Consider the following 25,448-nt stretch of genomic DNA (forward strand, 5'->3'; position numbering starts at 1 on the left):
AAAAACGGCCGACAGCGTTGCCCTTCGGTACCCCATCCTTGTTTCCTTAGCCGGTCAAAGACCGGAGCCTGTTCAGAACGTTTCCCAGTTGTCCTGGCTTGCAACGGCCGGTTGACTTGCCGTTACGGGCGTCAGGCTGGCGCTCACCGGCGCGGCCGTCTGGACGCTGCGCGGGGCGCTGGCACGCGATGCCGCGAGACGGAAGGCGGCGACCGCCTGTGACAGGCGGCTTGCCTGGTCTTCCAGCGCGCTCGCGGCAGCGGCGGACTGCTGCACCAGCGAGGCGTTTTGCTGCGTCACGCGATCCATTTCGGAGACCGCCAGCGCCACCTGATCGATGCCGCGGCTCTGTTCATCGGACGCAGAGGCTATCTCGCCCATGATGTCGGTCACGCGCGTTACCGCCCCGACAATCTCCTGCATCGTTTCACCTGCGCTCTCCACCAGCACCGAGCCGGAATCGACGCGCGAAACGGAATCTTCAATCAGCGCCTTAATCTCTTTGGCCGCCTGAGCGCTGCGGCTCGCGAGGTTGCGCACTTCGCCTGCCACCACCGCGAACCCGCGGCCCTGCTCCCCTGCCCGCGCCGCTTCCACGGCGGCGTTCAGCGCCAGAATGTTGGTCTGGAAGGCGATGCCATCAATGACGCTGGTAATGTCTGAAATCTTTTTCGAGCTGGCGGCGATGTCATGCATGGTATTAACCACGCCATCCACCACTTTGCCGCCGCGCTGCGCGGTTTCCGACGCGCTCAGTGCCAGCTGCGATGCCTGACGGGCGTTTTCGGCGTTCTGTTTCACCGTCGCGGTCAGCTCTTCCATACTGGCGGCGGTCTGCTCCAGCGCGGACGCCTGCTCTTCGGTACGTGAAGAGAGATCGGTATTGCCCGCGGCGATTTCGCTGGTGCCGCTGTAAATCGCATCGGTGCCTTCACGCACGGTGCTTACCGTCTGGATCAGCGCCTGTTGCATATGCTGAACGCTCGCGGAAAGCTCCGTCATCTCGTTACGCCCGGTAACCGTAATGGTTTCGGTCAGGTTGCCGCCCGCAATCTCGCGAATATGGTGGATAACCCCTGCCAGCGGTTTGAGCAGAACGTGACGGATGCCGTACCACACCAGCGCGATAACCAGCACCACCAGAACCGCCAGAATGCCGGTCTGCCACTGGGCCACACGGAAATCGCTGCGGCTCTCGTCCCAGGCCTGCTGTGCCAGACGCACGTTGACGTCGTCATAGCGCATAACGGCTTTTTCCAGCGCGTTCTGTTTGCCCTGCGTCGCCTGCGCGAAGTAGGCGTCCATGTTGCCGGTTTCCAGGTACTGCACCAGTTCGCTCAGCGCCTGGTAGTAATCGCGATAGCTCTGCTCGACGTCGCCCGCGGCGGCGTTAATCTCCGGTACATCCACCGTCACGGCTTTAAAGGCGTTAAAGTGGGTATCCGCTTCAGCCAGCACTTTTTTCGCCGTGTTGAGCAGATCGGTTTTCGCGCTGCTCTGCTGGTTGTTCGCATTCATCATCATCCGCGCCGCTGAGCGGCTTAAGTTGATGCGGGTCTGCAGCAGCAGGTTCCACGACTGGTTGAGCTGCGCCTGTTGCAGTCGCAGCTGGTGCGACGCGGCGAAACTTTGCTGGTTTTCATTCAGTGACGAAAAAAACATCCCACCGGAAATGAATTGCAGCAGTGCGAAGACCACCAGCACCATCATCAACAGTGAGACAACGCGGATACGATTCAACATGCGACACCTTCCTTCTGGTTCCTGAAGGGGTTATCGGCATGGCCTGGGGGAACTTTATCGTTGTGTAAAGGAAATTTGCGTTAGTCGGCGGCGGACTCAGAACGCCACGTCCACCACCAGCGTATCGGTGTAACTGCCTGCGGGCGGCGTGTTCTGGGTCGCAAGGATACGCGCCGTGTATTGATAGGATTTCAGCAGGCCATCGCTGCTGACCTGCGTGGGCGTGTCGCTGGCCCAGCGTTCGGTGCCGCTGACGCCCCAGCGGTTCGCGGTGCTGCCTTTATAAATCTCATAGCTGAGACGGTTAGTGCCGCTCGCCATATTGCGCACGCTGCCGACAGCATAGTTGCCGTTATTGATGCCAACGGTATAGGTGCTGCCTTTGGTGCAGGTGATGGCGATGGTTTGCGAGACTGGCGCGAAGTCTTTCACCAGCGGCGCGCTGGCGAAATTCAGATTCGGCGCGGTGATCGTACTGCAATCGTTGGTGACGGTGAGCGTCACCAGGCTTGTGAAGGCTGACGTGCCGTTCTGCGGCGTCAGGCAGACCGCAATGCCGACCGCGCAGATGCTGTAGTTCACGCTGAAATTGAGCGTCACCTGATAGGCACCCGCCGCGACGTTCTGCCCTTGTAACGTGCGGATATAGATCGGGAAGGTGTAACGTTTACTGGTTAAGAGATTCAGCAGCGACTGCCCGGTCCAGCGGTAGCTGCCGTTAATGGCAAGCTCACTGCCGGACGGGCAGCCGCTCTGGGCGCAAACCTGAACGGGAATGCGGTCGGTGGTATCACCGCTACGCCCGAGCGTGGCGCGGGTGCCGGCGGTTGTGGTGGCACCGGTCAGCGTCAGGGTCACGAAGTCATTATTGAGCACGTTCAACACCGAGTCGCAGTCCAGCGTCAGCGTCGCCGTTGTGGTCTGGACGGTGCTGTTAATCACAAATGACGTCTGGCTGCCGTAGGCTGCGCCGGTGCCGCTGACGCGACAATCCGCCAGCGCAGGCAGGCTTGCCACAACAAGGAGAATCATCAGCAGCAGACGAATCATGGCGTACCCTCGCGACAAATGAGCGGACCATAGGTTTCCAGACGATGCGAGCGTGACGAGCTCACCGTCAGCGTGACGCGGCAAGTGCTGCCATCGGGTTTCGTGACGCGCAGCGGATTCACCCCGCCAATATCCTCAAGCCAGGCGATACCGTCGTACCCCACCACCGCTGTGGGGCGATCATCACGAAACACCTGGCTTGATACCGGCAGCGGCTGGTCGTTTTCGTCATGCAAAATCACGCTCGCCACCCGCTCCTGCTCCATCGGGAAGGTCACCAGATAACCGCTGTTACGCCGCAGCGCGATGCGTCGTTCGGTATCACGGATGCGGGTATCGGCAGGCAGATTCAGCGCGTCGATGCTGTAGGTGGCCGGGTAATAGGACGTTACGCCGCTGACCAGCAGATAGCCTTCCTCGTCGGTCTCCCCGACCGGCTGGTTTTCAAAGTTCACCGTTACACCCGGCTGGCCGTCAGTGCTGACCACCGCGAAGGCGTCGTTGATCTGGTTTGCCGCAAACAGTTCACCGTCCATCGTCACCACAGACCCGGTGGCCTCGGCCCAGCGCGTGAGGTTTTTCGTCTGGCCGTAGATCCCGCCCTGCGTCTCAATGTGGTTGTTGCGCCAGCCGAGCGTCGCCTGCTGATAGTTGTCATCGCGCGACTGCCTGGCGTAAGCGAGGTTCCAGCTGAATCCGCCGTCGCTTGGCATCGCCTGGTTGAAGTTAACGCGCTGGGTTGAGCCGCTCTCCGGCGTGGTCTCGGCACTGAGCGCCACCGAGCTCTGCTCGCCGAGCGGGATTTGCAGCGAGAGCGCGAACGTCCAGTCGCGCTCTTCATAATCGTGGCTCGCGGCCAGATAAAGGCTGCTATTCCACAGCGTTTTATTCCACGAGAGGTTCAGCAGCCGGGTGTGGTCGCGGTTAAAGGACTGCACGTCAATCCAGGCCGCGCCGACGCTGCCCGCCGCGCCCATATTAAGCGTCAGCGCATACTGGGCGCTGGAGCGGCTTAAGGTGATGATAGGCTCCTGATACTGATCGTAGCGCACGGGCTGATCGTAGAGCGCCAGGTTGCCGAACCCGCGCGTGCGGCGGGTCTGCTGGGTAGAAATGCTGAAACCCGCCGTGTTGTACTGATAGCCCCAGTTCCACTGCTGGCCGCTGTTATCGCGCATCTTGCTCCAGCTTCCCGCGCCGTTGATCACACCGAAGCGGCCGAGCTTCACCAGCGACCCGACGCCGCCGAGCTTAAGCTTTTCCGCCGCTTCGCCGTGGGTTTCCAGCGTCCAGAAATCCGTCACCCCGTAGCGCCAGGAGCCGCTTGCCGCCGCCGGGCCGTAATCGAAATTTTTCACGCCGTAGTTGCGGCGAAGCGCGCCCGCGCTGAACGAGCCATCGCTTAAGCCTGGTTTCAGCAGCTCGCTTGCCACGTAAAACGGCAGCGTAGTGGAGACCTGGCGGCCCAGGGCGTCGGTGGTAACCAGCACCGCATCACCCGAGCCGTTAATATAAGGCAGATTGGTGAGCGTAAAGGGGCCGGGGGCGAGATCGGTCGAGCCGGAGCGGTAGCCGTTGATAAACACGTCTACCGTGGTGGGCACCGCCGCCTCGCCGGAGAATGCGGGCAGCGGATAGGTAATGAGATCGGGACGCAGCGAGAAATCGCGACCGACCGAAATGCCGCCCATGCGCACGCTGTTGCTCCAGCTCAGGCTGTCGCTGATAACATCGCCCAGCGACCAGCTCCAGGCGCTGTCATCGTTGGTGCTGTTAAACACGGTGTCGTAGCGCATATAGCCTTCATCCTGCCCCGGATAACCGCGGAACACTTCCCGTAACGCCCCGGTCGTGGAAAACGAGGCCGCATTGCCAAACAGACGCATCTCATGCCAGAGCGATGCCTGACGCAGACCGTGATTGGTGTCGCTGGCGTAAAAATCGTAATTGAGCACCGCCCCGTTGCTGGCGCGCGGGCGCACCCGTCGCTCCTGCTCGCCGAGCGCCACGGTACGCGCGGGCACCCAGTCGGTGGGCACCGTCAGCAACAGCCGCTGACCCGTGCTGTCGTAGCGGCTTTTCACCTGCGGAAGCGCATCAACGTTAACCTCGCCCTGCGGGAGTTTATCGCCCGGCAGCCCGGCGCGCTGCAAATCGGCCGACGAGACCCACATCGCGCCGCCGCGCCGCGTTACCGGCACCACCAGCCCGGTATCGTAATAGTTGACCACCACCGACAGATGAAACACCGCCTGGCGGTCAATGGCCTGCGCGTCCGGCGGCGGCGGCAGCGCGTCGTCGCCTTCCAGCGCATAAACGGCGGGAGAGACGACACACAGCAGGCTGATTATCACCCCCCGACGACTCACCGGGCGGCGGCCTGCCATGTCCCCTCGCGGGCGTTGACGGAGGCGCTAAGCTGCGTCGGCTGCGACACGCCCGCTGACAGCGGAAAGATGCGCGTCTGGCCTGGCAACACATAACCCAGCAATCCTTCCGCCAGCACACGGGATTTGCCGCCCTGCTGTACCGTCACTTTGCTAATGCGCGCGTGGATCTGATCCCGGTTGGCAATTTCAATCGCGGGCTGGCCGTTATCTCTGACGACCCGCCAGGAGAGATTTTCCGGCTGTAAATAAGCGTGATGCGTGCCCGCGCGCTCGGTGGCGACGCCCTGGCCGTACGCGAAAAGCGGAATCGAATAGCGCATTTGCAGTTTCAGGCCGAGCTGCGGTTTGCCAGGCTCGGTGGGCTGTGGGATCTCATCCACCACGATACGGTACGCCTGCTCGACGCCCGTCGGGATCTGCGCCTGGCTTATCAGGCGGATGAGCTGCTTTTTACCGCCGTCGATACGTACAATCGGTGGGCTTGCCACCACATCCTGCTGCTGCTGGTAGCGCTCGTTGCCGCCCTCCTGCCGCCAGCGCACAATGCGCACCTGCATGGTCATCGGCGTGGCGCCCTGATTTTGAATCCACAACTCCGCCGCGTTGTCGCCGGGCGCGAGGTAAGGATCGATGGGCCAGATAAGCATATTGCCGGCCGACCAGGCGCTGCCTGTGGTCAGCCAAAACGCGGCGGCCAGTCCGAGCCGCCTGAGAGACGTTGCGCACTGCATCATGTCTGCTCTCCCTGTATCACCATGATAATGTCACCGTCAGCGTGTCGGTATAGCTGCCGGCGGGGCTAAAGCCCGTGAGCTGCGCTGCGCCAAAGAGAGGCAGCGAAATGTTATTGCTGTTGCTGTAGGCGATGGAAACCGCCTGGTTGACGCCGATTTCACTCGCCGCATTGAGCGAGCTCGACGTATAGAGACGATACGGCACCCGTTCGGTACCGCCGCCGCGCACCATGTTGCGCACCGATGAGCCGTAGTTCTGGCCGCCGTTGATGCTCATGCTGAGCGCCACGCCTGGCGTACAGGCGAGCAATAACGAGGAAGACGGCACAAAACTGGTGCTGACGCGCGTGCTTTCGACGCCGGTATGGGTGCCGAAGTTGAGCGATCCCATGACGCCGCCCGTGCCGGTCGTGACCGAACACCCGGCGGCGACAGTGGCGCTTACCTGAAACGACTGCGTCGTGACGGCCTGCGCGTTGCCGCTCACCGCTAACAGGCCAGCCGTCCCCCACAGAATGCGCCGCACAGCGCTCCCCAGGGGCAACCGCTGCCGGTTGCCCTTCATCCTCATCGCGGCCCTGCTGGCGTTTAGTAGGTGACGCTGACGTTAATGGTGTCGGTGTAGGTGCCCGGTACGACGGTCACGCTGTTACCGCCGCCCTGAATACGGCCATAGATGGTGTAGTTACTCACGCCACCGGTCGTCGACGCGGCCGGAATGGAGGCGTTGTTCGCGATCACGTTCTGGAAGGCGCTGTCGCTGTAGAGGCTGTACGCTACGCCCTGCGCGGTGTTAGTGGTATTGACCAGATAACGCCCCGGCGTGCCCGGCGTGCCAACAACCGTGCCCGGTGCCTGGTTGGTACTGCCGGTTATCTGCACGGTGTATTCCGGCGTGGTGCACTGAATGGAGAAGGTGTTGCCGCCACCCGCGCCCGTTAACTGGGTGGTCAGCGTGGAGAATGTCGCCGGGCTGGTCCCGAAGTTCAGCGTACCGAAGTTGATCCCGTTCTGGCTTGGGGAGCCGTTGATCAGGCAACCATTAGTCAGCGTTAAGGTTGCGCCGATGGTCCCGCTGCTGGTGACCGCATAACTTGCCGGCGCGCTCAGCATGACACCGGCACCGAAGATAACCGCTAACAGACGTGTTTTCATCGTGGATCCCCTCAAACTCAAAACGGAAGTGACGCGCTGGCAGGCCGGGCAAGTGGCCTTAGCCATAAAGCGCAGCGCGTCAGACGAGACGCTAATCTGAAATTTAGTTTATGTTTCAAAACATCACAAAAGTTGTTAAAAACATCAACGAGGCGTCTGAGGAGAAGAGAAAAACCTTTTATTACAGAGATTTAGATTTTATTGAACGTTTCAGAATGTAAACGGTAAATGATATATTAATTGGTATGTGATTTACGTCACATTATAAGCCCCCCTGCTTAGCGGGTAGTGCGGCTCTTTTCTCTGTCGGTGCGATGTCGTCAGGCTCCTCCTTCGCCTGTGAACAGGCGAAAAAAAGGGGCGCTTTCGCGCCCCGTGCCACTGCTTTTCTTGTTGTCACGCCACGCGGGCGGTTGCGCTGTCAATCAGCTCCATCTCTTCGCTGTTGAGCAGCTTCTCAATGTGTACCAGAATCAGCATGCGTTCGCCAATAGCGCCGAGGCCTGTCAGGTATTCTGTGGAGAGCGTCACAGCGAATTCCGGTGCCGGGCGGATCTGCTCGGCCGTGAGAGACAGCACGTCAGAGACGCCATCCACCACGATACCGACCACGCGCTGGCCGAAGTTCAGTACGATAACCACGGTGTTTTCATTATATTCCACATCGCCCTGCTCAAACTTCACGCGCAGGTCAACGATAGGCACGATAACACCGCGCAGGTTGGTGACGCCTTTAATGAAAGACGGCGTGTTGGCGATACGGGTTACCTGATCGTAACCGCGGATCTCCTGCACTTTCAGAATATCGATACCATATTCTTCGTCGCCCAGAGTGAATACCAGGAACTCCTGGCCAGACGGCTCGCCGGCCAGTTTAGTGACGTTGCTCATACCGGTCATATTACTTACCTTTTCTACGATAGTGGCTTCAGGCGGCGGTCGGCGCCAGACGTTGCTCACGGTTTAAACTTTGCAGCGCGGATACATCAACAATCAGCGCCACGCTACCATCGCCCAGGATCGTGGCGGCCGAAATACCCGGCACCTTGCGATAGTTACTCTCAAGGTTTTTCACGACGACCTGGTGCTGACCAATCAGCTGATCGACCAGCAGTGCATAACGGCGACCGGCGCTTTGCAGGATAACGACAATGCCCTGCGTCGCTTCGGTTTTCGCCCCTTGCACATCAAAGACTTTCCACAACTCCACCAGCGGCAGATATTCGCCACGCACTTCCAGTACGCGCTCGCCGCCTGCCAGCGGATGCAGATCTTCTTCACGCGGCTGCAGCGACTCCATGACCGCGTTCAACGGCAGAATAAAGACTTCTTCGTTTACCTTAACCGACATGCCATCGAGGATAGCCAGCGTCAGCGGCAGCAGGATACGAATCGTCGTGCCCTGGCCCTGACGGGAGGCGATTTCAACATGGCCTCCCATCTCCTGAATGTTACGTTTCACCACGTCCATGCCGACGCCGCGACCGGAAACATCGGTCACCTGCTCTGCCGTGGAGAAGCCCGGCGCGAAGATGAGCATGCCCACTTCGTCATCGGTCATGCTTTCACTGACGGCCATGCCCTGAGACATCGCTTTCGCAAGGATACGCTCGCGGTTGAGGCCAGCGCCGTCGTCGGTCACTTCAATGCAAATGTTGCCGCCCTGATGTTCTGCGGAGAGGATCAGGTTGCCCACCGGGGATTTACCCGCAGCGGCGCGTTTTTCCGGCGATTCGATACCGTGGTCGAGGCTGTTACGCACCAGGTGCGTTAACGGGTCGATAATGCGTTCAATCAGGCTCTTGTCGAGTTCGGTGGAGCTGCCCTGCAGGGTCAATTCAACCTGCTTGCCAAGTTTGCTCGCCAGATCGCGCACCAGACGCGGGAAGCGGCTGAAGACGTATTCCATCGGCATCATACGGATGGACATCACCGATTCCTGCAGATCGCGGGCGTTACGTTGTAACTGACTCATGCTGGTGATCAGGTCGCCGTGGGTGACCGGGTCAAGCTCATTGGAGCGCTGCTGGAGCATCGACTGGGTAATAACCAGCTCGCCCACCAGGTTTATCAGCTGGTCAACTTTCTCCACCGCTACACGAATACTGGTGTTTTCTTTTTCGCGGGCCGGTTTGTTCTGCTCGGCGCGTGGGGCGCTGGCAGCAGGCGCTTTCGCGACCGGTGCGGCCACAGGCGCAGGCGCGGCTTCAACCACTGGCGCGGCCGCGACAGCAGGCGCTTCATCAGCGGCAGGCAGCGGCAGGAACTCAATCTGATCGCCTTCGATGACAAAGCAGAGCACCGCGGTGATGTCATCTGCGCTGGCGCTGGTTTCAAGAGTGGCGATCAGGTGATCGGCGCCCTTTTCAATCTGGCTTAAGGCGCCGAGATTACCGAGCTCTTCCTGCAGGAGTTCGATTTCATTGCCTTTGAGTTTGCCAAGCTTTATGCGCAGCTTGCCGCCATCCGTGGGTGCACTGGCCGCAGGTGCCGCGGTTTCTGTTTCAACAACAGAGAGTTTCGCCGCCGCCGCAGGCGCTTCGCCTTTGGCTTCGAGCGCCAGTTGGCGCAGTGCCTGACAGATGTATTCAAAGCTGGCTGCGTCCGGCTCCGAAGAGCTTTTATAAGCGTCAAGCTGTTCCTGCATAATATCTTTGGTTTCCAAAAACAGGTTGATAATGTCGGTGTTGAGTTGCATTTCACCCCGACGTGCTTCATCCAGCAGGTTTTCCATCAGATGGGTGGTTTCCTGCAGGATGGTGAAGCCAAAGGTTCCCGCGCCACCCTTGATGGAGTGCGCGGCGCGGAATATGGCATTTAGCTGTTCGGCATCCGGCGCTTCGGGCACCAGATCGAGCAAATGCTGCTCCATGTCAGCCAACAGTTCGTCAGCCTCATCGAAAAATGTCTGATAAAAATCGCTAATATCCATACTCACGCTATCACCTCGTAACCGGTTGGGACGGTGTTGGGTTTGAGGCCGGGGGGACGGCGCCCGGTTGTTGTAATACGCTCAGTGACTCATTTTCGCTTTCGGCGTTTTCATGCACGATGGCATCTTCCGACTGCTTGTTGAGTACCAGCAAACTTATGCGGCGGTTCAGGGCTTCATTCGCGCCTTTCTCCGCCAGGCGCATCGTGGCGGCCATGCCCACCACGCGCAGAACTTTGCCATCATCAAGCCCGCCGATAACCAGCTCGCGACGCGACGCGTTGGCGCGGTCTGCCGAGAGTTCCCAGTTGCTGTAGCCGCGTTCGCCGTTGGCGTACGGGAAATCATCGGTGTGGCCTGACAGGCTCACTTTATTCGGTATCCCGTTCAGCACCGGCGCGATGGCGCGCAGAATGTCGCGCATATACGGCTCGACTTCGGCACTGCCGGTTTTAAACATCGGGCGATTCTGGCTGTCGATAATCTGAATACGCAGCCCTTCCTGCACGAGATCGATGCGCAGATGCGGGCGCAGCGCACGCAGTTTCGGGTCCGCTTCGATAAGCTGATCCAGATCGCCACGCAGTTTTTGCAGGCGGTTACGCTCCATGCGTTTTTTCAGCTCGTCGATATTCGGCTCTTGTTTTTTCACTTCGCCCTGCGACTGCGTGACATCATCTCCACCCCCCGGAATCGGGCTTTCGCTATCGGCGATGCGATGCCCGCCGGTGATGGCGGCCGACAGCGGCGTGCGGAAATATTCCGCAATCTGCGTCAGCTCCTTCGGGCTGGAGATGGAGATAAGCCACATCACCAGGAAGAAGGCCATCATGGCTGTCATAAAGTCGGCGTAAGCGATTTTCCACGAGCCGTGCGAACCGCCGCCGTGGCCTTTATGCTTGCGCTTTTTTACGATAACGACGGGGTGGTTGCTGTTTTTCATGCGTCTTCTGTCACCTGCTGCTGGTTAGGCGATTTCACCGCGCGAACGTGTTCATCCAGCTCAGTGAAGGACGGACGCTCGCTGGAGTAGAGCGTCTTACGACCAAACTCTACGGCGATAGGCGGCGCGTAACCGTTAAGGCTCGACAGCAGCGTCACTTTCACGCACTGCATCATTTTGGTGGTTTCGGCGCTCTTCTGGCGCAGCACGGTCGCAAGCGGCGACACGAAGCCGTAAGCCAGCAGGATGCCGAGGAATGTCCCCACCATCGCGTGCGCGATAAGCGCGCCGAGCTCTGCCGCCGGACGGTCAGCCGACGCCAGCGCGTGCACCACGCCCATTACCGCCGCCACGATCCCGAACGCCGGGAGCGAGTCGCCCATCAGCGCCAGGCTGTTGGCCGGGACTTCCGCCTCGCTTTCGTGCGTTTCGATCTCTTCGTCCATCAGCGCTTCAATCTCAAAAGTGTTCATGTTGCCGCTGATGATGAGACGCAGATAATCGGTGATGAACTCCAGCATGGTGTTGTCCGCCAGAATGCGCGGGTAGCTGGTGAAGATTTCGCTCTCTTTCGGGTTCTCGATATCACGCTCCAGCGAGAACATGCCCTGCTGGCGCGATTTGGTCATCAGGCGATACAGCAGTGCCATCAGATCCATGTACATACTTTTGGTGTATTTCGAACGGCGAAACAGCAGCGGCAGCGCCTTCAGCGTGCCTTTGATGGCTTTCCCGTTGTTACCGACGATAAACGCACCCACACCCGCCCCGCCGATAATGATTAATTCAGCAGGTTGATAGAGTGCACCAAGCTCTCCTCCGGTAATCATGTAACCACCGAAGACCGTTCCCAGAATGACCAGGTAACCTATTAAAATCAGCACGACATCATCCTTCCGCTGTTGGCTATGGCGAGGATGTTCAGGTGAGCAGAAAACGTTGCCGGTTTCAGTTAGGAAAAAAAAAGCAGCGGCCTTTTGGGCCGCTGCTGGAGTGGTTTTCCACACCTATCCGGTTAAACGGCCTGTTCGACCTGTTCATCCAGCAGTTGTGGAATAATATCGGCAGCATCTCGCGAAAGTTTACGTCTTTTTACGGCGCGAGACGGTGGCTGGCACAGGCTGCATGCGAAGCTGCCAACCGGCTGGTGTGCATGAGTAACAAAATTACCGCCGCAGCTGTTGCAGCGCGATAATTCAAGCATTCCGCTGTCCACGAAACGGACCAGCGTCCAGGCGCGAGTCAGCGCCAGCAGCGGGCCTTCTTCGTTTTCTTGCGGGCATTGCTCCAGGTACAGACGGTACGCTTTGATAACCGCGTCAACGCCTGAACACAACCCGGTGCGTAGCAGATACTGCCAGGCGTTACAGAACATCGATGCGTGGATGTTCTGCTCCCAGGTCATGAACCAGTCCGTGGAAAAGGGCAACATACCTTTTGGCGGCGGGCTGCCCCGCAGCTCTTTATAAAGTTTGATGAGTCTACCGCGGCTAAGTTGCGTTTCACTTTCCAGCATCTGTAAACGTGCGCCAAGGGTAATGAGTTCCATGGCGAGCTGGATATCACGGGCTTCCTGAACAATGCTCTTGTCGGTCATACGTTATGCCCTTTTCTTCCTGGCGACGTCTTCGGTGCCGCTGGCTTCGTTGAGCAGACGCGTAGAGAGCAGAATACCGGTGTGGATCTGTTGCAGATCGTCAACGCGTGATTCTTGTGTTAAACGCGTGATCGACTGATGATCCTGAAAACGGAACTGACAGACAAGCTGGTTCGTTTCAGCCAGTTTCACCATTTGCGGCAGAGTCAGGTCGCCCAGTGTGGACGCCATCTCTTCGCTAATTCCCAGGCGAAACATCGCAGACGCTTTATCCTGACTGATCAGACGCTGTGCAAGTAACAGATATGACAGGTTGATGTCGTAGATATGTTTCAGCAACTCGGATGTATGCATTTTTCCCATCCAATAACAAACTATTATTTTAACGCGGCGAAGCCGCACCCCGTGATGTCGCCGGGCAAATCCCGGTAAAAAAATAAATCGTTACGGCCAAAATGCATCGGTGAAACCAGACTTGTCGGTGAACAGTGTTCCCGTCAAATTCGATTGTCCCTGGCAGGCTCCGTGCACGCCTTTCATCATTTCCTTACACTTGCTTAAGATTTTTCCTAAATCGAGCAAATCGTACTCGGCGGACACCGTTCACACAACGTGCTTGTGAAAAGATTTTGGAAAAAGTGTGACGAGTATCACATATTTTCGGAAAAAGTCACTAAAAAACCATCAGGATTGCTTTTCTTTTGTATAAAAATTAACCAAACAGACGCCTGGCAATGCGTAAAATTCCGAATATTCATTCACCCTTAACTACGGTGTAGCAGTCGGCCATACTTTACATTTGCAACTATTTAACATCACGTGATCACGGGTGGTCACTATAAAAGAAACAGTACTATCCGGGGAGTACTTAAATCAACTTACCGATTTAAAACAGTGAGTTACGTCAAATAATAAGAAGCATGCTAATGATGCATTTTTGAACGAAAAGGGGATAAAGCGGTGTCAGGATGCATCCTGCACTTATGTTACAAGATATTACAGAACGGAAATAATGGTTAAATTATTCCTTTGATAAGAATAGCTAATGTATTCAAAAGCCGTGTTTCACCGTTATTAAAGCGGCTTCACATTCTTTCGGGGCGTGTACGTCGTACTATTTCATTATGGCTGCTTCCTGCAGTTCTCTCTGGCGAAAGGACATCACTATGAGCTATTCCCATGTACTCGTTGCCGTGGCGGTGACACCAGAAAGCTACCGGCTTATCACCCGCGCGGTCTCTATCGTTAAACCCGTCAACGGCAAAATCTCTCTTATTACTATCGCCACGGATCCGGAACTCTTTAATCAAATGTCAGCGCCAATGCTAGAAAATTTGCGCGACATCATGTTTGAAGAGACGAAAACGTTTCTGGAAGACCTGAAAAGCCGGGCCGGATATCCGATTAATAAAACCATAATCGCTACCGGAGAGCCTGGAGAATATATTCGCGATATATGTGAAAAAGATGACATCGATCTCGTGATCTGCGGCAATCACAATCACAACCTGTTCAGTAAAGCGGTCTGTTTGTCGAAAAAAATTGTCGCCACCAGCAAAACCGATCTTCTGCTGGTGGCGCTCGATTAGGATGACGTTCCCGGGCGGGCGCCCGGGAAGCGCAGACGGCGTATTACGCCAGTTTCGGGAAGGTCGCCACCTTGTTTTGCAGCTCGCGTTCAGGGCTGCGTGGCGTTACCTGCTTTAGATCTTTAATAAAGGCCTCCTGCCAGTGATTGATGTCGTTTTTACGGACAATCTCCAGCATCTCGCTGTGGCGCGCGATACGCTCCGCGAGCGGCATTTTCAGCGCCCGGTCAAGGGCAGCCGCCACATCGTCGCGATCGTAAGGGTTAACCAGCAGCGCGGCGGTCAGTTCATTGGCAGCGCCCGCAAACTGTGAAAGCACCAGCACGCCCGGGTTTTTCGGGTCCTGCGCGGCGACATACTCTTTCGCCACCAGGTTCATCCCGTCGCGAAGCGGCGTCACCAGGCCCACGTCAGAGTAGCGGAAGACCTTCATCAGCAGCTTACGGTCGAAGTGCTGGTTGAGGTAATAGAGCGGCGTCCAGCCGAGCTGGCCATATTTCCCGTTAATACGCCCTGCCTCCGTTTCCAGCTGATGACGTATATCCTGATAAGCCTGGACATCGCCGCGTGACGTCGGCGCTATCTGGGTATAACGAATTTTGCCGTGGTGCTCCGGGTATTTCTCCAGCAGCGTCTCGAACGCCTGGAAACGCTCCGGCAGCCCTTTGGAGTAGTCGAGGCGCTCCACTGAGAAGATATTCTTCACGCTGGCAAGCTCAGCCTTAAGCTGCGCCAGTTTCGGCGGCAGCGGGCCTGCGGAGGCTTGCGCAATCTCTTCAGGCTCAATACCAATCGGATAGACTTCCGTGCGGAAGGTTTTACCGTACGCGGTATGCTCCCCGTCGCTGCTGGTAGAAAGATGCGTCTGCATCGCCAGGCAGTCCAGGAACGCGGTGCGGTCGTTTTCCGTCTGGAAGCCCAGCAGATCGTAATCGCACAGCTGCTCCAGAAGTTCGGTGTTGGTAGGCAGCGCGTTAAAGATTTCCGGCGTCGGGAACGGAATATGCAGGAAGAAACCGATGCGGTTATTCACGCCGCGCTTACGCAGTTCGCTTGCGAACGGCAGCAGGTGGTAATCGTGGATCCACAGATTATCGTCTGGCTCAATCAGCGGTTTGAGTTTATCCGCCAGCAGGCTGTTAACGCGCAGATAGCCTTCCCACGCTTCGCGCTGGAAGTTCACCAGATCCAGACGGTAGTGGAACGCGGGCCACAGCACGCCGTTGGAGAACTGGTTGTAATACTGGTCGTGATCCTGCTCGCTTAAGTTGAATGACGCCCAGGTGATATTGTCACGAGTGACTTTTTTAAGCGGGGCATCCTCATTGCCGATTTCACCGCTCCAGCCAAACCACAGGCCGCCTGCTGCTTTCAGCGCTCCCAGTATCCCTACCGCGAGGCCCCCGGCGCTGCTTTTTTTATCATCCGGCGGGGCGATACGATTAGATACTACGACTAAGCGACTCATAGCCTTCTCTCCTTTTATTTGACGTTTTTTTTTCTTGTTCTTGAACTAATTGCTCCAGCCACGCGTGGACGGCCGGGACATCGGCGAGTTGCCACTTCGCCTGGGTATCCCCCTGCCCGACCTTGACGCTAATGCCATTGAGCTGGTTTACAGCGTAAAATCCGGCTTCGTCGGTGAGATCGTCACCCACAAAAACCGGTACGCGGCCTGCGAACGGCGCTTCTTTCATGAATGCCTCGATAGCCGCGCCTTTATTAATGCCCAGCGGTTTTAACTCCACTACGCATTTGCCCGGTTGCAGCCCCAGCTGCTTATGCTCGCTGGCGATGCCTTCCGCCAGCGCCAAAATCTGGTCTTCATACTCCGGCGCGCCGCGATAGTGCAGCGCGAACGCCATGCCTTTCGCCTCAAGCTCCGTGCCAGGCATCTGTGCAAGCGCCGCTTCCAGTTGCTGATGCAGATGTGCGACCAGCGATTCCGGCAGCGACACGACATGGTTCTGACCACGGATATCACGACGCTCTGCCCCGTGGACCCCGGCCAGCGGAAAGCGATGCGGCGCGGCAAGCTGGTCCAGCTCCGTCATGGAACGTCCTGAAATCAATGCCAGAGCTCCGTCATTCATGTCGGCGAGTTTTTGCAGCAGGCGACGAACATCGGAGGGAATGAACACTTGATCGGGGTGCGGCTTGATGTCGGCAAGCGTGCCGTCAAGGTCGAAAAAAAAGGCCAGATTTTCGCGGGTTACGGGCGGTACAGCTAACACTTCGGCCACCAGTGTTTCCTCCTTCCTTACGGGTTAAACAGCTAACCCTGAGGTTATCTGATAGTTTTAATGACCGTGTAAGTATAGACAGTGTGACGAGTGTCGCCATTCGGCAACGCCTTCCGCCTGTCTGAAAAAACAGGCCGGAAGGCGTTTTTAGAGGGAATTACGCGGGAGAAAATGCGTTACGCAACGCGTTTCGCTTTCTGTTTGTAACGGTCGAAAATCACCGCCGCAAGCAGGATCAGGCCACGCACCACGTACTGTGCGAACGGGGAGATATTCAATAAATTCATCGCGTTTTCAACGGTGCCGAGGATGAGGATACCCGCCACCACATACGAGATTTTTCCTATGCCGCCTTTCAGAGAAACGCCACCCAGCACGCACGCGGAAATCACGATCAGCTCATAACCGATGGAGGTCATCGGCTGGCCGCTGGTCATGCGCGAGGCGAGGATGATACCCGCTGCGGCGGAGACCAGGCCTGAGAGCACAAAGATAATAATCTTGGTGCGCACCACCGGCACACCCGCCAGACGCGCGGCCTCCTCGTTACCGCCAATCGCCAGTGTGTTACGCCCGAAGGTGGTTTTATTGAGCAGGAAGCCGAACACGATAAGACAGGCGACCGTCAGCCAGATAGGTGCCGGCAGGCCGAGCCAGTTGGCATAACCGAGGGTGAAAAAGCTTTCGTCTTCGATGCCTACCGCTTTACCGTCGGAGATGATATACGCGAGGCCGCGCACAATCTGCATGGTGGCAAGCGTGGTGATCAGCGCGTTAATTTTAAGCTTCGCGATAACAAAGCCGTTGACCAGCCCGCTCACAATGCCGAGCAGCAGGCCCGCCGCGACGCCGAGCCACAGGCTTTCGGTCATGTTAATGACCACCGCCGTGGTAACGCCCGCGCAGGCGATGACAGACGCCACCGAGAGGTCGAAATCCCCGGAGGCAAGGCAGAACAACATGCCGCAGGCCACCATCCCGGACATCGAGATAGCCAGCCCCAGGCCTTTCATATTGATAAAGGTGGCGAAGTTCGGCACGAAGATAGCGCAGGCGAGGAACAGCACGGCGAAGACCACCAGCATGCCGTACTGATCCCAGATGCGACCCACGGAGAATGAGGACTTCGGCGCACCGGATGTGGTTAGTGATGACATAATTTCTCCTTACTTAAGCGACAGCCTGGCTGGTTTTGGGCATAGCGAGGCTGAGCGCCGTTGATTCGCTGGCCTCCTCGTGCAGTAATTCACCGGCGATTTCGCCTTCACGCATCACAACAATGCGGTCGGCCACGCCGAGGACTTCCGGCAGATCGCTGGAGGCGAAGAGCACCGCCACCCCCTGCGCCGCCAGCGCGTAGATCACGTTGTAGATTTCATGTTTCGCCCCAACGTCAATCCCGCGGGTCGGCTCATCGAGCAGAATCACTTTCATCTCTTCCGACAGCCAGCGGCCGAGAATCGCCTTCTGCTGGTTGCCGCCGGAGAGATTCATAATTAATTGCTCAGCGCCTGGGGTTTTGATATTCAGCGAGCGGATATGATGGCGGGCGTTCTCCTGCTCCCAGCCGTTATTGATAAGACAGCCCGCGCTGATGTGCTTGCGCCGCGCGCTGATGTTGATGTTGTCCTGCACCGAATGTACCGGAATGATGCCGTCGGCTTTGCGGTCTTCCGGGCAGAGCATCATGCCCGCGCGAATGGCGTCGCCCGGCGCGCGGATAGCGACCGGCTCGCCGTCGATCAGCACCTGGCCACTGGTAATGCGCGTGCCGCCGAACAGGCCTTTCATTAATTCGCTGCGCCCGGCGCCCACCAGCCCAAACAGGCCGACGATTTCGCCGCTCTTCACGCTCAGGCTCACCGGCGTGCGCACGCCCGGCGCTTTCACCGCCTCAAGACGCAGCCGCTCGGGGCCATAGCTGCGCGGCTGCCAGCCATAGATATCACCGAGATCGCGCCCGACCATCGCCTGCACCAGGCTGTCATGGTTCACCTGCTGCATGTCGCTAAAGGTGCGCACATAGCGGCCATCTTTGAACACCGTGATGGCATCGCTTAACGCGAAGATCTCTTCCATACGGTGCGACACATAAAGAACGACGCGCCCTTCTTTGCGCAGCTCGCGGATAACGCGGAACAGGTGTTCAATCTCACGCGCCGACAGCGAACTGGTCGGCTCGTCGAAGGCGATGATTTTGGCGTTGCGCGCCAGCGCTTTGGCGATTTCCACCATCTGCCACTGGCCGATGGAGAGATATTTCAGCGGGGTCTGCGGGTCGATATCCAGCCCCAGATGTTCCAGTTGCAGCTTCGCTTCGTAGTTGAGCAGCGAGCGGTTGACTATCCCGGCCTTGTGGGGGATCTGGCCCAGATAGATGTTTTCCGCCACGCTCATCTCCGGCACCAGATGCAGCTCCTGGTAGATGATGGCGACGCCCGCGTTGAGCGCTGCCGTGGTGTCGCTAAACGTAACGTCTTCGCCTTTGATGGCAATAGTGCCGGTGGTCGGCGCGTAGTTGCCGCTGAGAATTTTTAACAGTGTCGATTTACCGGCGCCGTTTTCGCCCATCAGCGCATGAACCTGGCCTGCGTGGCAGTCGAAGCTGATATCCGAAAGCGCCTTCACACCGGGAAAGGTTTTCCCGATGCCGCGAAACGAAAGATAAGGTGACGATGTCTGCATGTTACCTCCGGGCCACTCAAAAAGCGGGCGCGCAGGCGCGCCCGAACCGCGATAAATCGCCCATTACTTGCCGCCAAGACCTTTCTTCGCCAGCTCTTCTTTGAAGTTGTCGCGGGTGATGAGCACCACGTCGGTCACTTCGGTGAATTTCGGCGGCTCTGCCCCTTTGGTCACCCAGTTGTAGAGCATTTCGCTGGATTTATAGCCGTGTACGTCCGGGCTTGGCAGCAGTGAACCGTAGAAACCGGTGGCCTGCGCTTTGGACAGCTCGCTCACCGCATCCACGCCGTTGATGCCGATGCCGATAACGTCAGCCGCTTTAAAGCCCTGTCCTTCGGTGGCGCGCACGCCGCCCAGCACGGTGTTATCATTCATGCCGACCACCAGCCAGTGTTTCACTTCAGGATGCTGAACCAGCATGGAGTTGGCAGCGTCAAACGCGCCGGGGATGTCGTTGGATTTGGTCGGGACTTTATAGATCTGTTTTTCCGGGAAGCCTGCCGCCTTCAGCGCGTCCATGGAGCCGGTGGTGCGGCGACGCGCGGTGTCGAGCTCGTCGGCAGTAATCGCCATCACAGCCGTTTCTTTCACGTCCCAGCCGCGTTTTTGCATCTCTTTATAGAGTTCCTGGCCCTGGCGCTCGCCGATTTTGGTCGCGGCCATCATCACCAGCGGCACAGTTTCCATCGGTTTGCCTTTGGCGGTCACGAACTGGTCATCCACGGCGATGACTTTCATATCGTAGCCGCGCGCTTTCGCGACAATCGCCGAGCCGAGTTTCGGGTCTGGCGTACAGATAACAAAGCCTTTCGCCCCGCTCGCCGCCAGGCTGTCGATGGCGTTGAGGGTTTTCTCGCCATCCGGCACCGCAATTTTGATGACTTCAAAACCCAGGTCTTTGCCCGCTTTATCAGCGAATTTCCATTCGGTCTGGAACCACGGCTCTTCAGGCTGTTTCACCAGAAAACCGAGCTTCATGGTTTCTGCGATAGCGGATTGTGACATAACGGCGGCGAGCCCGATGGCCGCCAGCGCTTTAGTAAATTTGTGCATGGTTATCTCCAGCTTTAGCTTTCTTTTATGCAGGGTAAAAACCTGAAAGGTTCTTTTAATCGGACAGAAAACAACGTATTAGCCGTTCCCTCCCGGAAGCGGCGAACGCTGGAGATAGTTTTAGCGGGAAATTAATTCTCCATAGGAGAGCGAAATCACATCATAGAATTACAGTGATTGCGTACATAAATACAGCAATATCGGGCATAAATCTGGCCCGATATGTATGATGATTCAACGAGGGTTTAGCAGATATATCCATAAGCCCAGCCAGAGAATCCCTGACCGTTACCAGAGGGTGACAAGACCGCCTTCTGTGCCATAGAGCGGATCGCGCCCGGGCGTTGCCACTTGCGCCACATTTTTACGCGTTTGCGCCAGTTGCGCGGGTTCATCCAGGAACTTATCGGGCGACAGCCCTTCCGGGTACGCGCCCACCGCCATGAAATCGGCGCTGGCGTCGATTTGCTTATGCCCGACACCTGCCGGGATCAGCACCGCGTCGCCGGTGCGAAGCGTGACAACGGGCCCCGCTTCACCGCCTAACTGGATCTGCGCCTCGCCCGCATAGATACCGAGCACTTCATGCGTGTTGGTATGAAAATGGGTGTAAGTGAAAACCGGGTAGCGCCAGCGTGCCGGCCATTGATGCTGCCCGAAGCGCTGTTCAAACCAGACCGCCGCGTCGTCGGCGTCGTCAGGCAACACATGGCGATAAAGCAGCACTGGCAGCACGTTATTCGGCACGCCGCCGCAAGGCTCACGCAGATACAGCGTTTCACACGCGTTAGTCATACTCTCCTCCTTGTCGCGAACAAAGCGTAAGTATAGCCCGCCGTATCCCCCCGCTTTACCAGGGGAATCGATGTGATCGGCGTGTTCGCGCGCCGCGATTCATCGTAATGTTTAGCCACCATAATATATCGACAGGCATAATGCGCTTCCCTCACCCCCTGTCGTCAGCAACAACGCGCTTTTTCATTGCTTTTTGCTTAAACGAGAATAAAACGTATCCGCTGCGTCGGGCGTACCGACAACGAAGGTCGCCCCGGAAGCATTCCAGCGCTGCGTCACGTTTTAAGAAAGAATCGGTTGGACTGGCAAATAGCCACAGTTATACCAGGCTTAATACATCAGGGATCGATGATGCTTACGTTTTATAACGGCTGACACGTGGCCACCCGCCAGGACCTGACGGGCAAGCGTACACGCGTCGCGGTCAACGACCGTTCTCTTTAACCCTGTCAATAAGGATATTTATATGGCTCCCCTCGGCGTGGTGCAGAAACTCAATGCACAAATGAATCAGGAATTTTACGCATCCAACCTGTGCCTGTATTACAGCGACTGGTGCGCGCAGCAGAGCCTGAACGGCAGCGCGACGGTACTGCGCCAGCAGGCGCAGCACAACGTAACCCAGATGATGCGATTATTCGATTACCTTAAACAGACCGGCGCGAACCCGGTGGTCGGCGCGCTAAAATCGGTGAAACCCGACTGCTCAAGCCTGGAAGCGATTTTCCACCAGATGCAGGATGAGCTTGGCGGACGCCATGCGGCGCTGGCGCGTCTGATGAGCGAAGCGCAGGCGGCGCGTGATGACGCGATGCTCGCCATGCTTGGCGAGTTTGAACAGGAGCTGCGCCAGGACGAAGCGCTGCTCGCGACCATTCTTAACGAACTCACTCAGGCCCGTCAGGCTGGCTTGTGTGCCGAAGAAGCGGACCAGCGTCTGCTTGTCATGATGGAACAGACCCCCTGATTTTTATCCCCCGCGCCCTCACCTGAGGGCGCTTATGTTTTCCTTCGCTTTTCCTTCCCTTTCTTTTCGCTCAACGTTATCGATACGTTAATAATGTATTGTTTTTGTTAGGTTTTTATAAATACGATCTGGCTCCCGTTGATTAACCCTGCATTCTGTAATGCTTCTGCGATTCAACGCATGTTACGTGGCAGGAGCCTTATGATTACTCTCGAATTTATCGTCATTATTTTGTGTTTGCTGGCAGGCACCCGCTTCGGCGGGATGGGGCTTGGCCTCATCAGCGGCATCGGGCTGTTTCTTTTAACCTTTATCTTTGGGCTGGAGCCGGGCAAGCCGCCGGTGGACGTGATGCTGACCATCCTTGCGGTGATAGGCTGCGCCGCCACGCTGCAAACCGCGGGCGGCCTGAACGTGATGATGCAGTTCGCAGAACGCCTGCTGCGCCGTCACCCACAGCACATCACGCTGCTGGCACCGCTCACCACCTGGACGCTGACGTTTCTGTGCGGCACAGGGCATGTGGTCTACACCATGTTCCCGATTATTGCCGACATCGCGCTGAAGAAAGACATACGCCCGGAACGCCCGATGGCCGTGGCGTCCGTCGCCTCACAAATGGCGATTACCGCCTCGCCGGTGTCGGTCGCCGTGGTATCACTGGTGTCGATTCTCGGCGCGCAGCATGGCGTTGGCGAGGCATGGAGCATTCTGGAAATTCTCGCGGTTTCCGTACCGGCGTCGCTCTTCGGCGTGCTGGTCGCCGCGCTCTGGAGCCTGCGGCGCGGTAAAGATTTAAAAGACGACGAGGCGTTCCAGGCGCGTCTGCGCGACCCGAAACAGCGTGAATACCTCTATGGCGGCAGCGAAACGCTGATGAATCAGCGCTTTGACAAACACGCCTGGTGGTCCACGTGGATTTTCTTCGCCGCCATTGCGCTGGTGGTGCTGCTCGGCGCGATCCCCGCGCTGCGTCCGGCATTTGAGGTGAAAGGCAACATCACCCCGCTCTCCATGAATCTGGTTATCCAGATGATGATGCTGATTGCAGGCGCGGTGATGCTCGTCGTCTGCAAAGTGAACGCGGCGTCCATTTCCAGCGGTGCGGTGTTTAAAGCCGGGATGGTGGCGATTTTCTCGGTGTTTGGCGTGGCGTGGATGAGCGACACCTTTTTCCAGGCGCATTTAAACGAGCTGAAACTGGCGCTGGAAGGCGTGGTGAAAAGCCACCCCTGGACCTACGCGATCGTGCTGTTTCTGGTTTCTAAACTGGTGAACAGCCAGGCGGCGGCGCTGACCGCGGTCGCACCGATGGGGCTGATGCTGGGCGTCGAGCCGAAAATGCTGGTGGCGTTTTTCCCGGCCTCTTACGGCTATTTCGTGCTGCCGACCTATCCAAGCGACCTCGCCTGCATCGGTTTTGACCGCTCCGGCACCACGCGCATCGGCAAATTCATTTTAAACCACAGCTTTATCCTGCCGGGGCTGATTGGCGTCAGCTGCGCCTGCGCTGCCAGCTATCTGCTGGTGCAACTCTTCTTCTGATGCGTCTCAAACAGGGCGGTCTGCGGGCCGCCTGCACAAATCTTCCAGACTTTTGTTAAAGACTCGTTATGCTAGAGTTTCCTTTCACAGGAGACGCTATGGCTAAAGACTGGATTGAATTACGTCAGCACGCTGACACCGGCATCGAAACCATCCGCGCCCATTTTGAAGGCCACGCTTACGATCCGCACTGGCACGACAGCTATCTGGTGGGCATGACGCTCGCCGGTACCCAGCAGTTTCACTGTCGCCGTGAGCGTCACCAGAGCACGCCGGGTGCGGCGTTTCTGCTGGAGCCTGGCGAAACCCATGACGGCGACGCGCCGCTGGCGGGCGGCTTTACCTATCTCACGTTTTATCTCGATGAACGCTGGCTGCGGGAAACGCTCGGCGGGCTCTACGCCGCCGTGCCGGACAGCTACGAGCTATACTTCGCCCGCACCATCGCCCGTGAGCCCGCGCTGGTACAGGCGATTGCCTCGACATTCACCGCGCTGCATCACGATGAAATGCGCATTGTGCAGCAGGGCGTGATGGATAACCTGTTAAGCCAGCTCACGCACCAGTGCCAGTGGCGCAAACGGCTGCCAGGTGAAATTCGCGACGCGCAGATGGCGCAGCGCGCCCGTGATTATCTGTATGCGCATCTCGGTGAGAATATCGGGCTGGCGGAACTGGCACAGGCGCTCGGCACCGACCGCTTTACGCTGTCGCGCACGTTCAAGCACGCCTTTGGTATGGCACCCCACGCCTGGCTGGTGCAACTGCGCCTCGCCCGCGCCAGAGCGATGCTTGCGCGCGGCATGACGCCTGTGGACGTGGCGGCGGCGCTCGGTTTCGCCGATCAAAGCCATCTGGGGCGCTGGTTCCAGCGCGCCTATCGGCTATCGCCCGCCCACTACCGCAAACTCTGCACGAATCTTCCAGACGCCAGCGCCTGAGTCACGCAGGATAAAGGCTCAGACAACGGGAGATGCTATGAGCCTGCTTACACAACAACTGCCTTTTTTATTCTTCGCTTTTGTGGCCTCGATTACGCCGGGGCCGACCAATATTCTGATTCTCTCCAACAGCCAGCGTTACGGCACCCGCGCGACGCTGCCCGCGGTTGTCGGCGCGTGCCTGGCCTCCAGCGCTATTGTGCTGATGTGCGGCGTCGGGCCGGGTGAAGCGCTGCGCCATGCCCCCTGGCTTGCGCGTCTGATGGCGCTTGCTGGCGCGCTGTGGCTGACGTGGATGAGCTGGCAGCTGTTCCGTTCACCCGCGGTCTCGCTCTCGGGCGAGGCGAGCAAACCGTTTGGCGCCGGCGCGGCGGCGGCATTACAGCTGATTAACCCGAAAACCTGGATGATGGCGATGGCGGTCGTGACGGTCTTCGCGCCGCACAGCGGCCGCGCGCTCACCACACTTTCGTTTCAGGCACTGGGCTTTCTTGTGATTTCGCTGCTGTGCCTCGCCGCCTGGGCCTGGCTTGGCAGCGGCGTGCAGCGGGTGTTTCGCAGCCCGGCATCGCTGGTGCGCTTTCAACGGCTGATGGCGCTGTGGCTGTTCGCCTGCGCCTGGATGGGATTTTTTAACTGAAAACGGCCCCGCGGGGCCGTTTTGCTTAGTGCGCTTCGTTCTGCGGGGTGAAGCGCAGCTCAATCAGCGCCACCGCTTTCTGAATGGCGCGCAGCGTCACCGGATCGGCGGAAGGATGGCCGGAGAAATCGATGCTTTTCAGCTGGCTCGCCATTTTGTCGCGCACTTCTACCGGCGCGATGACGTCGATAACGTCCAGGATCTGTTTAATCACCAACTGGCAGGCGACGACGTCGGAAACCAGTTCATCTTCGGCAGTGAGGGATTGGGACATTGCATTCTCCTTAGCGTGAAGGCGCACATAGTAGCGGCAAAGCCCGGCAATTGCGAACCTGGCACGCTGAAGGTTTCAAAATGAACCACCATTTCATAAATCAGCACTAAGGGTTTCAGAACGAGGCAATGGCGGGTATAACAAGAAATGCGGACATAAAAAAACCTGCCAG

24 protein-coding genes are annotated in these 25,448 nt (G+C 57.8%); 5 read left to right on the top strand and 19 right to left on the bottom strand.

The annotated features are described in order from the left end of the window. Positions 1–72: 72 nt before the first annotated feature. The 12 genes from tar to flhD all read right to left on the bottom strand — a co-directional run bounded on the left by tar (position 73) and on the right by flhD (position 12,898). Positions 73–1,743: a methyl-accepting chemotaxis protein II gene (gene tar / locus ACUW6V_RS02995; RefSeq protein ID WP_038880165.1), complete on the bottom strand. Its 1,671-nt coding sequence runs from the start codon at positions 1,741–1,743 to the stop codon at positions 73–75. 96 nt (positions 1,744–1,839) lie between these two features. Continuing rightward, positions 1,840–2,793, bottom strand: coding sequence for a Csu type fimbrial protein (locus ACUW6V_RS03000; RefSeq protein WP_069681998.1), 954 nt, complete (start codon positions 2,791–2,793; stop codon positions 1,840–1,842). Continuing rightward, the gene (locus ACUW6V_RS03005) at positions 2,790–5,180 is read right to left on the bottom strand and encodes a fimbria/pilus outer membrane usher protein (protein ID WP_454037980.1); all 2,391 of its coding nucleotides are present in this window, start codon (positions 5,178–5,180) and stop codon (positions 2,790–2,792) included. The genes ACUW6V_RS03000 and ACUW6V_RS03005 overlap by 4 nt, the downstream gene beginning before the upstream one ends. Continuing rightward, on the bottom strand, positions 5,159–5,917 hold the full coding sequence (locus tag ACUW6V_RS03010) for a fimbrial biogenesis chaperone (RefSeq protein ID WP_454037981.1): 759 nt from the start codon (positions 5,915–5,917) through the stop codon (positions 5,159–5,161). The genes ACUW6V_RS03005 and ACUW6V_RS03010 overlap by 22 nt, the downstream gene beginning before the upstream one ends. A gap of 16 nt (positions 5,918–5,933) precedes the next feature. After that, complete coding sequence (locus ACUW6V_RS03015; RefSeq protein WP_007900802.1) at positions 5,934–6,443, bottom strand: Csu type fimbrial protein; 510 nt, start codon at positions 6,441–6,443, stop codon at positions 5,934–5,936. Between the two features lie 62 nt (positions 6,444–6,505). After that, positions 6,506–7,072 (bottom strand): Csu type fimbrial protein, encoded by a 567-nt coding sequence (locus tag ACUW6V_RS03020; RefSeq protein ID WP_004384892.1) that lies wholly within the window; start codon positions 7,070–7,072, stop codon positions 6,506–6,508. 396 nt (positions 7,073–7,468) lie between these two features. Further along, positions 7,469–7,972 carry a chemotaxis protein CheW gene (gene cheW, locus ACUW6V_RS03025; protein ID WP_004384891.1) on the bottom strand — a complete coding sequence of 168 codons (504 nt, stop codon included), beginning with the start codon at positions 7,970–7,972 and terminating at the stop codon, positions 7,469–7,471. Positions 7,973–8,000: 28 nt separating this feature from the next. Further along, entirely contained in the window at positions 8,001–10,004 is a 2,004-nt protein-coding gene (cheA, locus tag ACUW6V_RS03030; RefSeq protein ID WP_007868792.1) for a chemotaxis protein CheA, read from the bottom strand. 10 nt (positions 10,005–10,014) lie between these two features. Continuing rightward, positions 10,015–10,947 (bottom strand): flagellar motor protein MotB, encoded by a 933-nt coding sequence (gene motB, locus ACUW6V_RS03035; RefSeq protein WP_007776016.1) that lies wholly within the window; start codon positions 10,945–10,947, stop codon positions 10,015–10,017. Beyond that, positions 10,944–11,831, bottom strand: coding sequence for a flagellar motor stator protein MotA (motA, locus tag ACUW6V_RS03040; protein ID WP_004384888.1), 888 nt, complete (start codon positions 11,829–11,831; stop codon positions 10,944–10,946). The genes motB and motA overlap by 4 nt, the downstream gene beginning before the upstream one ends. A 131-nt stretch (positions 11,832–11,962) precedes the next feature. Continuing rightward, positions 11,963–12,544, bottom strand: coding sequence for a flagellar transcriptional regulator FlhC (flhC, locus tag ACUW6V_RS03045; protein WP_004384887.1), 582 nt, complete (start codon positions 12,542–12,544; stop codon positions 11,963–11,965). 3 nt (positions 12,545–12,547) lie between these two features. After that, complete coding sequence (gene flhD / locus ACUW6V_RS03050; RefSeq protein WP_004384886.1) at positions 12,548–12,898, bottom strand: flagellar transcriptional regulator FlhD; 351 nt, start codon at positions 12,896–12,898, stop codon at positions 12,548–12,550. 812 nt (positions 12,899–13,710) lie between these two features. On the opposite strand from flhD, the gene uspC reads away from it, so the two are divergent. After that, on the top strand, positions 13,711–14,133 hold the full coding sequence (gene uspC, locus ACUW6V_RS03055) for a universal stress protein UspC (RefSeq protein ID WP_004384885.1): 423 nt from the start codon (positions 13,711–13,713) through the stop codon (positions 14,131–14,133). Positions 14,134–14,176: 43 nt separating this feature from the next. Here uspC and otsA read toward each other — a convergent pair whose 3' ends face one another. The 6 genes from otsA to ACUW6V_RS03085 all read right to left on the bottom strand — a co-directional run bounded on the left by otsA (position 14,177) and on the right by ACUW6V_RS03085 (position 20,909). Continuing rightward, entirely contained in the window at positions 14,177–15,601 is a 1,425-nt protein-coding gene (gene otsA, locus ACUW6V_RS03060) for an alpha,alpha-trehalose-phosphate synthase (RefSeq protein ID WP_007776021.1), read from the bottom strand. Further along, on the bottom strand, positions 15,576–16,376 hold the full coding sequence (gene otsB / locus ACUW6V_RS03065) for a trehalose-phosphatase (RefSeq protein WP_007850904.1): 801 nt from the start codon (positions 16,374–16,376) through the stop codon (positions 15,576–15,578). Before otsB ends, otsA begins: the two co-directional genes overlap by 26 nt. A gap of 176 nt (positions 16,377–16,552) precedes the next feature. Next, positions 16,553–17,536: an arabinose ABC transporter permease AraH gene (araH, locus tag ACUW6V_RS03070; RefSeq protein ID WP_029039203.1), complete on the bottom strand. Its 984-nt coding sequence runs from the start codon at positions 17,534–17,536 to the stop codon at positions 16,553–16,555. A gap of 10 nt (positions 17,537–17,546) precedes the next feature. After that, positions 17,547–19,061, bottom strand: a complete 1,515-nt coding sequence (gene araG / locus ACUW6V_RS03075; protein WP_454037982.1) for an L-arabinose ABC transporter ATP-binding protein AraG — start codon at positions 19,059–19,061, stop codon at positions 17,547–17,549. A 63-nt stretch (positions 19,062–19,124) separates the two neighbouring features. Beyond that, entirely contained in the window at positions 19,125–20,114 is a 990-nt protein-coding gene (gene araF, locus ACUW6V_RS03080) for an arabinose ABC transporter substrate-binding protein AraF (RefSeq protein ID WP_004384880.1), read from the bottom strand. A 288-nt stretch (positions 20,115–20,402) separates the two neighbouring features. Beyond that, complete coding sequence (locus ACUW6V_RS03085) at positions 20,403–20,909, bottom strand: cupin domain-containing protein (RefSeq protein WP_454037983.1); 507 nt, start codon at positions 20,907–20,909, stop codon at positions 20,403–20,405. A gap of 466 nt (positions 20,910–21,375) precedes the next feature. Here ACUW6V_RS03085 and ACUW6V_RS03090 point away from each other — a divergent pair, with 466 nt between their 5' ends. The 4 genes from ACUW6V_RS03090 to ACUW6V_RS03105 all read left to right on the top strand — a co-directional run bounded on the left by ACUW6V_RS03090 (position 21,376) and on the right by ACUW6V_RS03105 (position 25,002). Continuing rightward, entirely contained in the window at positions 21,376–21,876 is a 501-nt protein-coding gene (locus ACUW6V_RS03090; protein WP_004384878.1) for a non-heme ferritin-like protein, read from the top strand. A gap of 201 nt (positions 21,877–22,077) precedes the next feature. Next, positions 22,078–23,421: an anaerobic C4-dicarboxylate transporter gene (locus tag ACUW6V_RS03095; RefSeq protein ID WP_105605822.1), complete on the top strand. Its 1,344-nt coding sequence runs from the start codon at positions 22,078–22,080 to the stop codon at positions 23,419–23,421. Positions 23,422–23,519: 98 nt separating this feature from the next. Further along, positions 23,520–24,362, top strand: coding sequence for an AraC family transcriptional regulator (locus ACUW6V_RS03100; protein ID WP_004387993.1), 843 nt, complete (start codon positions 23,520–23,522; stop codon positions 24,360–24,362). Positions 24,363–24,399: 37 nt separating this feature from the next. Next, on the top strand, positions 24,400–25,002 hold the full coding sequence (locus tag ACUW6V_RS03105) for a LysE family translocator (protein WP_032988417.1): 603 nt from the start codon (positions 24,400–24,402) through the stop codon (positions 25,000–25,002). Positions 25,003–25,027: 25 nt separating this feature from the next. Here ACUW6V_RS03105 and ACUW6V_RS03110 read toward each other — a convergent pair whose 3' ends face one another. Beyond that, a complete protein-coding gene (locus ACUW6V_RS03110; protein WP_004387991.1) occupies positions 25,028–25,276 on the bottom strand; it encodes a DUF2766 family protein in 249 nt (82 codons plus the stop codon). Positions 25,277–25,448: the final 172 nt, after the last annotated feature.

This window comes from Cronobacter sp. 153480017-3 (assembly GCF_053627815.1).